The sequence below is a fragment of the Shewanella sp. SM32 genome, from assembly GCF_025654235.1.
Classification (GTDB): Bacteria; Pseudomonadota; Gammaproteobacteria; order Enterobacterales; family Shewanellaceae; genus Shewanella; species Shewanella oncorhynchi.
On the sequence record NZ_JAKKRO010000092.1, the window covers coordinates 1 to 12306 of the forward strand.

Genomic DNA, 12306 nt, shown 5'->3' on the forward strand with positions numbered 1-12306 from the left:
AGTCGCCGCGGGAATTGTTGGGATAACGCACCAATGGAGCGTTTCTTTAGAAGTTTGAAATCTGAGTGGATACCCGCTAGTGGTTATGGGAATTTTACAGAAGCAGATAAAGAGATCACAAATTACATCACTGGATACTACAGTGAGACCAGACCCCATCAATATAATGGTGGGTTAACGCCAAATGAGTCAGAACGTTTATATTGGAATGACTCTAAAACCGTGGCCAATTTTACTTGACCACTACATAGCGCCCCTCTTTTATTTCTGAGGTAATCATTCTCTGAAGATCGTTGTTTGATTATCTGATCTTTACTGAATAATTTTTTTCCCCAATAACTAAACTGTTTTTTCGTTGGGACTAAAGGAGGCCTACCACATGCCTCAGCCAACTGAATCTCTTTTGAGTAACTATCTTTGAGCAAGTTGCCATAGGTTTTTGCTAGCGTTAGCCCAGACTCTTTAAGGTAGTACTTCTTTAACGCTTTTTTGAATTTGTTTTTATCATCATTATTCACAATAAACTTAGCCGCTCGATCAACAGCTATGGTTCTTGGTTGTTTTGGTGCCCCCAATGGTTTTGTTGCTAGAGTGCGGTCTCGACCAGAACCGCCACTTTTCGAAAATGCGGGTAGCAGAGCCATTTTGTTCTGTCCATTTCGCCAATATTGAGTAAGCAATCGAGCTAAAGACTTGCGATCAACATTTACTTCTTTTGAATGTTCAGCAAGTTGGGCTGAGCGTTTTTTAGTCGCATAATCAAAAACAAAAGCACTATCTGATATAATACCTTTGATTAAGTCATAATTTTTGTCTCGACGGCTAATGTGCTCATCTGAAATGTTTTCTTCATCAACTAAAAGGTAAGTTGGCAACTCATATTGTGCTTTTTTAGCTTTTTTGCTGGAAATAAGTTCAGTGAAACCTTCTAGAGAAACCGCTACAGGCCTTACCGTTGTAGAAGTATCTGTAAGCGAATACAAAATGACAGACTCAACCTCCTGCACGATATCCAACAAACGATAAAGTCCATCTTCAACTAAGTCCGAATCATTCACGCTCCAAACGCTATTTCTAAGAAGCTCCATATTGATTTCCCCTCTGTCTTTCTTCTACATACTTAACATCAATGAGCCCTGATTCAAGGATTTTAGTTGATAGATCAACATCGATGAATTTATTGGCTATGAGTAAACGAACTAACAATAAAGCGTCGTCATGAGATGTTATGTTTCTTGAGATTAGCTGATTACAGAGGTCCTCAATAAAGTATTGGCCTACGGCGAATAATGAGAGAGCACAATTAATCTGATCAAAAGAAAAACTTATCGGATTTTCACGAAAAGGGGATGAAGCCCATTGAAGATTGCTGCTTTGAACTCTGGTTAATTCGTTACCCGTAAAGTAACTGAACTTAACACCAAGCAATTCCCAGCAAACTCTTTCAATATCAATCTTTTCAAGTACTCGTGGTTTATCAGATTCGCTTTCAGGCTTAACAGAAACCGCGTGATAAGAAGTACCATCGGTTGAATCAATCGTAAACAACTGATCCGTTGTAATAATGATGGGTTCTTGAGTTTTGGGATGGGTGGGATGCTTCAATCCCAACATACTTGCCACTTTCTGCGTGTAGTTAAGAGGTAAGATAGGAAACTGCTCTCTTATATCAACGATGCTGTCAGAGAACTCAGCTAAATAGAAAAGCTCACTCTCAATTGAAGACATCATATGATGACTTCGCTGAGATTTTCTTCCAAAAATTATCGATCTAGTTCCGTGAGATTTTACATCTTGAATTCTAAGCCACGGTTTATAATCAGAACCTTCTCCAATTCCATACTTATTCTTTAAGGCTCGTTGATAATCTTTAAAGGATTCAAGTTTTCTTCCGCGCGACATAACATTTCCTGACGTATTCCATTCAGAAAAAGCATAGTACCAAAACTCACTACGGGCAAACTTTATTGTCTGAAAATAATCTTACGGGCAAACTTTAATGCTTACGGGCAAACTTTATTGTCTCTACACATCACTAAACCGCCTTCCCTGCAGCCACGCCGGATGCCCAGGCCCATTGAAAATTAAACCCGCCTAACCAACCACTTACGTCCATGACTTCACCGATAAAGTAGAGTCCTGCAACTTTACTGGCTTCCATGGTTTTAGATGACAACTCATTACTATCAATACCACCTAAGGTCACTTCGGCGGTGCGGTAGCCTTCGGTGCCATTCATCAATACTGTCCAGCGGTGGAGATCATCCACCAGTTTTGCGCGCTCGGCGTGAATTAGCTGATTTAAGGCTTTATTCAACAGGGCTTCATCGAATAGTACTTCCACCAGCCGTTTAGGTAACCATTGGCTAAGTGTATTGCGCAGGCTTTGTTTTGGATGCGCAGTGAGCTGCTGCTCAAGCAATTGCGCCAAATCCATATTCGGCAAGAGATCGATTTCTATGGTTTCGCCCGCTTTCCAATAGTTGGAAATCTGCAAAATTGCGGGGCCAGATAAGCCACGGTGAGTGAATAGCAGCGCTTCGCTAAATGCAGTGCCATCTTTGGCGGTAATGCGGCTCGGAACCGCTATACCCGACAAAGGTTCGAAACGAATTTTATCTTCACTGTGCCATGTAAACGGCACCAGACCTGCGTGAGTGGGTAATACTTTGAGACCAAACTGCTCGGCCAGTTGATAACCGTAAGGCGTGGCGCCTAGTTTAGGCATGGATAAGCCGCCCGTGGCAATAACCAGTGAATCGCAGCTCAGTTCACCGTTAGAAGTATTGAGCTCAAAGCGCCCTGCTTCAGTCTTTTTAACGGCCAGAATATCGGTGCGCAGCTTAATCGTCACGCCCGCCCATTCACACTCGGTCAATAGCATAGTGACTATCTCTTTGGCCGAGTCATTGCAAAACAGTTGGCCGTGATCGCGTTCATGGTATTCAATGCCGTGACGCTCGACCATTTCAATAAACTGCTGCGACGGATAACGCGCGAGTGCCGATTTAACAAAGTGAGGATTGCCACAGAGGAAGTTAGCGGGCTCGACTTTAAGGTTGGTAAAGTTACAACGCCCGCCGCCGCTGATGAGGATTTTACGCCCTGCTTGCTTGGCATTGTCGAGTACGAGTACATCACGGCCTCGGTAACCCGCGGTCGCTGCACACATCAATCCCGCGGCGCCGGCTCCGATAATAATGACATCATGATGTTTCACGCTCTTACTCCACACAGATAAATTGATTGGTATTGGCTGCCAACGGGCAGTTTGCTGACTCGTGAACCTTTAGCAAGCAAGTCATGCAACAGCTAAACGGAGCAAAGATAAGCTCAAACGTTAGGCACAAATCCCCTCTTTCACCATCTGACCTCCAGGGATGGAGGAAATGCTCGTCTGATGTCGGGAACATCAAGGGCCCTGGCGACCGGGGATACATCTTGCACACCAGAAGTCCGGGCACAAAAAAGGGCGCTATTTTAGCACCCTTTCCTTTATTCGGCATTACAGCATCATCACGACTCGCGGTTTATTGCGCAGGCGTTTCTGATTTCTTTTCTCTGCTGAGCAGCTCTTTAGCAGCATCGACCGGCGCTTTGCCTTGATACAAGACTTGGTAAATCTGCTCAGTGATCGGCATTTCAACCCCGAGGCGTTTCGCAAGCGTAAACACTTCTTTGGTATTGCGATAACCTTCAACCACTTGGCCAATTTCAGCCTGTGCTGTCATCACATCACAGCCTTTACCTAAGGCTAAACCGAAACGACGGTTACGGGATTGGTTGTCGGTACAGGTCAACACTAAGTCGCCTAACCCCGCCATGCCCATAAAAGTGGCCGCGTTGGCACCTAAGGCTTCGCCTAAACGCGTCAATTCGACTAAACCACGGGTAATCAAGGCTGTTCTGGCATTAGCACCAAAGCCGATACCGTCGGACATACCCGCACCAATCGCGATCACGTTCTTTACCGCGCCGCCAAGTTGCAGTCCGGTAAAGTCGTCGTTGGCGTAAACCCGCAAACGTTTAGGACTATGTAACAGCTCGACGAGATCGTTAGTGAACGTAGGACAAGTGCCCGCGACCGAAATGGCCGTAGGTAAACCCATGGCGAGTTCTTTCGCGAAGGTCGGCCCAGATAACACCGCCAGCGGATATTGCTCACCTAACACATCACGGGCCACATCTTGCAGCAAACGTCCGGTTTCAGGCTCGAGCCCTTTCGTTGCCCATACGATGCGCGCATCGCTACGGAGTAACGGTTTAGCTTGCTCAAGCACAGTACCAAACACATGGCTTGGCACGACCACTAACACATTGTTGCTGGCGGCTAAAGCTTTGGCTAAATCGGCTTCGATCTGTAAACAATCAGGAAACGCAATACCAGGCAAAAAAGCTTGGTTGCACTTGTCTTGAGCGAGCGTTTGCATGTGGACAGGATCGTGTCCCCATAACAAGGTCTTATGACCGTTGCTGGCTAAAGAAATGGCAAGGGCGGAGCCATAAGAGCCCGCCCCTAATACCGTGATATCGGCAGAGTTTTTCATGTAATTAAGCGTTAGCTTCTTCGGCAGCTGGTGCAGTCGCAGCAGCTTGACGTTGTTGCACGTATTGGGCAAACAGCGCGTCGAAGTTAACAGGTGCTAAGTTCAGTTGTGGGAAAGTACCACGACCGACTAAGCTGCCCACGGTTTCGCGAGCATATGGGAATAGGATGTTAGGGCAGTATGCACCTAATGAATGGGCCAATTGTGGCTCAGTCAGACCAGTGATAGAGAAGATACCGGCTTGTTGTACTTCACATAAGAAAGCGGTATCGCCACCGTTTTGTGCAGTCACAGTTAAAGACAGGACAACTTCATACACATCGTCAGCTAATTTAGCGCTGCGCGTGTCTAAATCTAACTTAACTTCTGGGTTCCATTCTTTTTGGAATACCGCTGGGCTGTTAGGCGTTTCGAAAGACACATCTTTAGTGTAAACACGTTGGATGTTGAATTGTGGGGCTTGTTGTTCGTTGTTTGCTACTTCAGCCATAATTTCCTACCTATCCTATCAATGTTGTATCGGCTTTTCGTTGAAAGCCAATTATTATTTGAAAGCCAATTACCATTTGAACGTAAATTGGCTCGGGGCTTATGTTACTCAAGGCCTATATCAGATCTCGGTATCATCCCAACTTGTACCCATATTCGGGTATCGATCGAACCAGTCTAAAAACTTACATTAAGCCCTTAGCGACCGTAGGATCCGTATGCCAGACAATGATGACTTTATTACTGCACTATCCCGTGGATTGAGTGCAGCTTAAATCATAACTGCCGCCGACAACTTATCTTATCTTTTGCTTTTTGAAACAGGCATATTTGCTGCCTGCCATTCACCCATACCACCTTTCAAGTTGTACAGGTTTTCAAAACCTTGCTTACTCAAAAGCTGAGCGGCTTGAGACGAGGTCATGCCAGCATTGCATACCAATATAATGGGACTGGCTTTATACTTTTCAAGGGCTGATATCTGATTATTTTTAATATCGGCGAGCGTAACGTTAAGTGCATCAACAATATGGCCCTTGCGGAACTCGTCATTCGAGCGCACATCAACCACTTTAGCATCCTGTCTATTCACCATAATCGTTAATTCTTGATGAGAAATACTTTTGATTTTTGACATGCTTGATTTGATTATACTCGCGACAAGCACAACAAATAATCCCACCCAAGCCAGACTGAGCATTGAGTGAGCTTTAAAAAATTCGATATATTCTTGCATGATGATTGCCCGCATAAATGGCGAAAATTCGATAAGGGCACAGAGTATACCGATTGCCTTGGCAGAATGCAGCAGTTTAGTCACAGTTCGAGATCGCACTTTTAGTGCAATTGACTCTGTACTTGTCACAAGCCACTCACAGAATCGGGCGAATTAGTGATTCGATGACCTTAATCGGGGTAAAGCGCTTTTTCATACCCCGCTAACGTAGTAATATTTGACCAATTTCAGATTTCTATCGCTTCTATAAAACTTAAAGGTATCACTATGACGACAGCTAAACGTCCGCTCGCGTTGTTGATCCTCGATGGCTGGGGCTACCGTGAAAACACGCATAATAATGCGATTTTCCACGCCAAGACTCCGGTACTCGACCGTCTCAACGCTAAATATCCCCATAGTTTGATTTCAGGTTCTGGCTTAGATGTTGGCTTACCTGATGGCCAGATGGGAAATTCTGAAGTTGGCCATATTAACTTAGGCTCTGGCCGTGTGGTTTATCAAGAACTCACTCGTATCAGTAAAGCCATTGCAGATCATGAGTTTGAAAAAAATCCTGCGCTATGTGATGCGGTAGACTCAGCCATCAAAGCTGGCGGAGCAGTACACATTATGGGCTTGCTTTCTCCCGGTGGCGTCCACAGCCATGAAGAGCATATCGAAGCTATGTGCCGTATGGCCGTTGCGCGCGGTGCAACTCAGGTTTATCTGCACGCTTTCCTCGACGGACGCGATACGCCACCGCGCAGCGCTAAGGGTAGCTTGAGCCATTTTGATGATCTGTTTACTACATTAGGCCATGGCCGTATCGCATCGATTATTGGTCGTTACTTTGCTATGGACAGGGATAATCGTTGGGATCGCGTGTCACAAGCCTACGATTTAATCACCCAAGGCAAGTCAAAATTCCAATACGACAATGCCGTTACAGCATTGGAAGCAGCTTACGAACGTAACGAAAACGACGAATTCGTCTCTTCATCTGCGATCACAGATGCCAACGGTCAAGTTGCGACCTTAAAAGACGGCGATGCCCTGATTTTTATGAACTTCCGTGCTGACCGTGCCCGTCAAATCACCCGTAGCTTTATTCACCCAGACTTCGATGGTTTCGAACGCGCTGTTATGCCGAAAATGCACTTCGTCACTTTGACTGAGTATGCTGGCGACATCACAGCACCTATCGCTTATCCATCTGAAAACTTAGTGAATACCTTAGGTGAAGTGCTGCAGAAACAAGGTCGTACTCAGCTGCGTATCTCTGAAACTGAGAAATACGCCCATGTGACTTTCTTCTTTAACGGCGGTAAAGAAGAGCCATTCGAGGGAGAAGATCGCATCCTAATCAACTCGCCTAAAGTGGCAACTTACGATCTACAGCCTGAGATGAGTTCAGCTGAGCTGACTGACAAGCTAGTCGCAGCAATTGAATCAACTAAGTACGACGTGATCATCTGTAACTACCCCAATGGTGACATGGTTGGCCACACAGGTAATTTCGATGCCGCCGTTAAAGCTTGTGAAGCTGTCGACGCTTGTATCGGCCGTGTGGTTGATGCGCTGGCGAAAGTGGGCGGTGAATGTATTATTACCGCCGACCACGGCAATGCCGAGCAAATGACCGACGAAACCACAGGTCAGGCTCACACAGCCCACACCAGTGAACTCGTGCCTTTCGTCTTTGTTGGATGCGATGCGACCATAGATGAAGGTGGTAAACTCAGCGATGTTGCACCTACCATCTTGACCTTGATCGGCGAAGCCATTCCAGCTGAGATGACGGGCAAACCCTTAATCCACATAAAAGAGTAACCGTTACCTAGTGAGCACTCGACTCCTTGTTAAAGCCAGCATTATTGCTGGCTTTATGATGTTATCTTTCTCGGCACACGCTTCTGATTTGGAGAAGCGTAAGTCCGAGTTAAAATCAATCCAAACGCAAATAAATCAACAACAAAGCGCATTAAAAACCACCAGTAAACAAAGAGAAAAACTGCTGTCATTGCTGCGTAGCGATGAAGAAGCGATTGCGTCAGCTGCCAAAAAAGTCAACAGCACCAAAAATAGCTTAGCGCAAATCGACACTAAACTTGTCGAGCTAAAACAACGTCAAGATGAGTTAGAAACGCTTAAAGTGACTCAACAACAAACACTGTCGAAACAGCTGTCGAGCGCCTATCTTGCCGGTAATCACGATTACACTAAGATGATGCTTAATCAGCAAAGTCCCGCCACTATCGAGCGTATGTTGGCTTATTATCAATACCTCAATAAAGCGCGGATGAAGTCGATCAACGAATTAAAGCAAACCTTGACCGAGCTAGATGAGATCAAGGTGTCGCAAACGAGTAAGCAAAAGCAATTAACGAAACTCGTGGCCGAACAACAAGTACAAGCTAAACGTTTGAGCCAAGAGCAAGATCAGCGTCAACTGACCATCAAAGAGCTGCAACGCACCTTAAATTCTAAGGGTGCAGAGCTCGAACAGTTGCAAATTGAAGAGGCCAGCTTAAAGCGTGTCGTTGAACAAGCGCTGCGGGCCATGAAAGATAACCCCTCGATGGAAGGCTTTGGTAAACAAAGTGGCAAACTTAAATGGCCGACAAAAGGTCGTGTGAGTGCTAGCTTTGGTAGCCAACGCTCCGGTCAAGTAGTATGGAAAGGCACTATGTTGTCTGCACCAGAAGGGCAAAATATTCGAGCCGTTTCAGGTGGTAAAGTCATTTATGCCGACTGGTTACGCGGTTTTGGTCTTGTCATGGTCATCGATCACGGTAAAGGTTATATGAGTCTTTACGGTCACGCTCAAACCCTACTAAAAAGCCCTGGTGAGATGGTAAAAAGCGGTGAAGCGATTGCTTTAGTCGGACGTTCAGGTGGACAGAGCGAGCCTGGCCTATACTTTGAAATAAGGCATAAAGGGCAAGCCGTCGATCCAGCGAAATACTGTCGCTAATCAAAACGGTCCCCTTATCACAGGGGACCGTTATGAAATACATGATCCGCTATATCAGTTGCGTTGGATTAGGTCTCACTTTAGGCCTATCCATCAGCCTCTCCAGCCAAGAGAACGCGAAATCCTACCGCGACAACTTTGACTATCCATTACTACAAGATGTACTTGAAACGGTTGAAACTTACTATATCAAAACCGTTCCCAAAGAAGAGCTCGTGCAGGCCGCCATCAAAGGCATTTTTGAACATCTCGACCCCTATTCCAGCTTCTTGAATCATCAAGAATTACTCGATCTTAAAGATTCGAATCGCGGCGAGTATTTTGGTTTCGGTTTCGAAGTCGCGGCCCAAAAAGACCACATCAGCATCATAGCCCCCTTTGCCCATTCTCCCGCAGAGCAAGCGGGAATACGTGCGGGCGATATTATTATTAAACTTAACGACACCCTGGCGACTGAAACGAATCTAGCCGATATCCTTACTGAAATAAAAAGACATAGTCTCAATAATCAGAGTATTAACTTAGAGCTAAAACACAGTAATGACAATGCCACCTTTAAAGTGTCACTCAAGCCAAGCAATATCACTATAGAGTCGGTCAGCACTCAACTGCTTGATGGCAATATTGGCTATGTCAGATTAAGCAACTTCCAAGAAAACTCTACCGAGGATATGGTGCGCTCGCTCAGCCAATGGCAAAACAAACCACTCACAGGACTTATCTTAGACCTACGTAATAATCCCGGCGGCCTACTCGACCAAGCGGTTAAAATTGCGGATCTATTTCTCGCCAAAGGACGCATAGTCTCGACCTCTGGCCGCTTCTTCGATGCTAACTCCGACTACTATGCCTCACCGCAAACCATGCTGACTAACGTGCCTATGCTAGTGTTAATCAACAAAGGCTCGGCCTCTGCATCCGAAGTTCTCGCCGCCGCATTACAAGAAAATGGTCGTGCTAAACTCTTAGGTGAGACCAGTTTTGGCAAAGGTACAGTACAAAGCCTGATCCCCATTTTAGAAGATGGTAACGCGATTAAACTCACAATTGCCCAGTACAATACTCCTAGAGGTGAAAACATTCACAACATAGGGATCATCCCCGACATAAAAATTGCCGCCGAAACTGGTTCCGGCGTTGGTAATTTAGCTATAATCGACGCCCTATCAGCCCATGCATCACTGGCCCAAGATCATCAAGTGACCTCTGCCATTGCATGGATACAGCACCATGATGAATAAGAAGAAATTGTGCGCTTACTTTATTCCTTAGCCCTATTGGCCCTAAGCATTTCTCAAAGCTATGCAGCCCAGCTTGCACTCATTATTGATGACATAGGTTATCGTCATACAGATAAAGCCGTACTGGCACTGCCCAATACAGTAACACTCGCTGTATTACCTCATACCCCACTTGGCAAAGAACTCGCTAACGCAGGACACCAAAAAGGCCACGAAATTATGCTACATCTTCCCATGCAGGCGCTTAATGGTAAGACATTAGGGCTGGGGGGGTTAACCAATATGATGACTGAGACACAAATTCGCACCAGTGTTATTGATGCGATTAACAGCGTTCCCTTTGCCAAAGGTGCCAATAACCACATGGGGAGTCTATTAACTCAACTGGACGATCCCATGCTATGGGTCATGGAAGCACTCAAACAAAAGCAGCTGTATTTTGTCGATAGTATGACAACACGATTCACTAAGGCAGGGGATAACGCAGATAAGCTAGGCATTCCTTTACTAAAACGCCAACTGTTTCTAGACAATGATACTAGTGCCAATGCACTCGAGAGACAATTTAACTTAATGATAAGTCAGGCACATACCCAAGGTAGCTTGGTGGCGATTGCCCATCCTTATCCGGAAACTATGCGCTTCTTGGAGGCTAACCTACACAGACTTAAAACCGAGGGGATTGATCTGGTGCCAGCATCGAGTTTGCTCCCCATCGGTATTGCACTTAAAAGTGGTACTAATCCAGTTGCAGTACTGAAATAGAAAAGTCTGGCAGCAAGGCGACTAACTCATCACGGTTACTCACAATATCCAGCAAAGTATATTGATCCAGCACATTCAAATAAGCTTCAACAGCCTGAGCTAACACGCCTTTAAGCTTACAGGCTGGTGTAAATCGGCAGTAAGGTTTGCTGCAATCAATCGGGGCGAGTGAGTTTTCTAACACTCGAACTAACTGGCCTAGGTTAATCTCACTCGCAGGCTTACCCAAACGGAAACCGCCCATCTTACCGCGGATGGTTTCAAGGTAACCCATCTTGCCTAAATGATGCACTATCTTAGAGACATGATTTGGTGACAGATCAAACACCTGCGTAATTTCAGCAATCCTAAATAAAGTTGTTCTATCTGGCTGAACCGCTAAATACATCAGGGTACGAACGCCAAAATCGGTATAACGAGTTAACTGCATATTTCACCTGTCAGCGATAAACTTAATGAGAGGTCTGAGATTCGAGTTGGGTAATCAACCAAAGCGCCTCTTCGTTCGAATGACCACAAACATCTTCAGATGCATCGAAATCACTACAAACCGCAGGACGATCAGGCGAGCCGAAAATCAAACATAAATTGGCATCGCTCAATTGCACACAACGCTCACCCGCTGCCTTACCCTTTGGCATACCCGGAATACCGCTGCTTATTGAAGGCGCAATACAACAAGCACCACACCCAAGACGACAATTCATTTTCGTTACTCATGAAAGACATAAAGCATTATACCGTTTAATTTGTCCGAGATCAGTGTCACAGGTCAATACTGCCAAGTCGCGCACAGGAGGTTTTCAGAACGTGAAAGAAACAATATTGATAAAGTGGAATAAAGATCGGCAAAAAGTAGGTTTTGATTTTTAACATTGAAGCGAAAGCTTCATATTCTGATAAGGATTTCATCTACATGATAGCCGAGTATGAGGATAACCATGTGCTTCGAGCTCGAAGCATTAGCGTCACTGACACGAATTATCCGCGACGCCATAACGAAAAAAGCCTCATCTTTCGATGAGGCTTATCTCTTAATGTTGGCGGAGCGGACGGGACTCGAACCCGCGACCCCCGGCGTGACAGGCCGGTATTCTAACCAACTGAACTACCGCTCCTTTAGCTTAACGTCTGCACGTTAATCTAAATTAGGCGCTTGGCGATGACCTACTCTCACATGGGGAGACCCCACACTACCATCGGCGCGTTTGCGTTTCACTTCTGAGTTCGGGATGGGATCAGGTGGTTCCACAAGGCTATTGTCACCAAGCAAATTCTGTTTATTACCGTGTCCATCTCTGGACCACGTTAATAATAATTTGAAAAGCTGATTGTTTTGAGTCTTTAACTTTATCAAGTATCTGTATTCTGTCTAAGGCTTTTCGTACGACCTCCATGGAAGGAGGAAGTGCTAGAAAATGTCTGGAACATTTTCAGTAAAACCCATCTGGGTTGTATGGTTAAGCCTCTCGAGTCATTAGTACATGTTAGCTCAACGCCTCACAACGCTTACACACCATGCCTATCAACGTCCTAGTCTCGAACGGCTCTTTAGAGGAATTAAATTCCTAG

13 protein-coding genes, 1 tRNA gene and 2 rRNA genes are annotated in these 12306 nt (G+C 45.4%); 5 read left to right on the forward strand and 11 right to left on the reverse strand.

All coding sequences use genetic code 11. The features are described from left to right. Positions 1-240 (forward strand): integrase core domain-containing protein (locus L5M10_RS22195; protein ID WP_263147013.1); only part of this gene is annotated, 240 nt, incomplete at its 5' end. Here L5M10_RS22195 and L5M10_RS22200 read toward each other — a convergent pair. From L5M10_RS22200 to L5M10_RS22225, 6 genes are all read right to left on the reverse strand, one after another. Next, a complete protein-coding gene (locus L5M10_RS22200; protein WP_263255947.1) occupies positions 159-1088 on the reverse strand; it encodes a hypothetical protein in 930 nt (309 codons plus the stop codon). The two genes, L5M10_RS22195 and L5M10_RS22200, sit on opposite strands and share 82 nt — an antisense overlap. Continuing rightward, positions 1075-1902, reverse strand: coding sequence for a TnsA endonuclease N-terminal domain-containing protein (locus L5M10_RS22205; protein WP_263255949.1), 828 nt, complete (start codon positions 1900-1902; stop codon positions 1075-1077). Before L5M10_RS22205 ends, L5M10_RS22200 begins: the two co-directional genes overlap by 14 nt. A 133-nt stretch (positions 1903-2035) precedes the next feature. Further along, complete coding sequence (locus tag L5M10_RS22210) at positions 2036-3220, reverse strand: NAD(P)/FAD-dependent oxidoreductase (RefSeq protein WP_263255951.1); 1185 nt, start codon at positions 3218-3220, stop codon at positions 2036-2038. A 310-nt stretch (positions 3221-3530) separates the two neighbouring features. After that, complete coding sequence (gene gpsA / locus L5M10_RS22215) at positions 3531-4547, reverse strand: NAD(P)H-dependent glycerol-3-phosphate dehydrogenase (RefSeq protein WP_259511820.1); 1017 nt, start codon at positions 4545-4547, stop codon at positions 3531-3533. A gap of 4 nt (positions 4548-4551) precedes the next feature. After that, the gene (secB, locus tag L5M10_RS22220) at positions 4552-5037 is read right to left on the reverse strand and encodes a protein-export chaperone SecB (protein WP_006083777.1); all 486 of its coding nucleotides are present in this window, start codon (positions 5035-5037) and stop codon (positions 4552-4554) included. Positions 5038-5337: 300 nt separating this feature from the next. Beyond that, complete coding sequence (locus L5M10_RS22225; protein ID WP_105253030.1) at positions 5338-5772, reverse strand: rhodanese-like domain-containing protein; 435 nt, start codon at positions 5770-5772, stop codon at positions 5338-5340. 267 nt (positions 5773-6039) lie between these two features. On the opposite strand from L5M10_RS22225, the gene gpmM reads away from it, so the two are divergent. Genes gpmM through L5M10_RS22245 form a run of 4 tightly spaced genes read left to right on the forward strand, consistent with a single transcriptional unit; the run spans position 6040 to position 10734 of the window. Further along, positions 6040-7584: a 2,3-bisphosphoglycerate-independent phosphoglycerate mutase gene (gene gpmM / locus L5M10_RS22230; protein ID WP_263255953.1), complete on the forward strand. Its 1545-nt coding sequence runs from the start codon at positions 6040-6042 to the stop codon at positions 7582-7584. A gap of 10 nt (positions 7585-7594) precedes the next feature. Continuing rightward, the gene (locus L5M10_RS22235; RefSeq protein ID WP_263255954.1) at positions 7595-8728 is read left to right on the forward strand and encodes a murein hydrolase activator EnvC family protein; all 1134 of its coding nucleotides are present in this window, start codon (positions 7595-7597) and stop codon (positions 8726-8728) included. A gap of 32 nt (positions 8729-8760) precedes the next feature. Further along, positions 8761-9969: a S41 family peptidase gene (locus tag L5M10_RS22240; protein WP_263198630.1), complete on the forward strand. Its 1209-nt coding sequence runs from the start codon at positions 8761-8763 to the stop codon at positions 9967-9969. 9 nt (positions 9970-9978) lie between these two features. Beyond that, on the forward strand, positions 9979-10734 hold the full coding sequence (locus tag L5M10_RS22245) for a divergent polysaccharide deacetylase family protein (RefSeq protein WP_263255955.1): 756 nt from the start codon (positions 9979-9981) through the stop codon (positions 10732-10734). Here L5M10_RS22245 and L5M10_RS22250 read toward each other — a convergent pair. From L5M10_RS22250 to L5M10_RS22270, 5 genes are all read right to left on the reverse strand, one after another. Beyond that, positions 10709-11164 (reverse strand): Rrf2 family transcriptional regulator, encoded by a 456-nt coding sequence (locus tag L5M10_RS22250; RefSeq protein WP_105250838.1) that lies wholly within the window; start codon positions 11162-11164, stop codon positions 10709-10711. The genes L5M10_RS22245 and L5M10_RS22250 overlap by 26 nt on opposite strands. Positions 11165-11186: 22 nt before the next feature. Then, positions 11187-11441 carry a YkgJ family cysteine cluster protein gene (locus L5M10_RS22255; protein WP_105250837.1) on the reverse strand — a complete coding sequence of 85 codons (255 nt, stop codon included), beginning with the start codon at positions 11439-11441 and terminating at the stop codon, positions 11187-11189. Between the two features lie 334 nt (positions 11442-11775). Further along, positions 11776-11852 (reverse strand) — tRNA-Asp (locus L5M10_RS22260). 36 nt (positions 11853-11888) lie between these two features. Then, a 5S ribosomal RNA gene (rrf, locus tag L5M10_RS22265) occupies positions 11889-12004 on the reverse strand. A 186-nt stretch (positions 12005-12190) separates the two neighbouring features. Next, positions 12191-12306 (reverse strand): 23S ribosomal RNA (locus L5M10_RS22270); the annotation flags it as partial.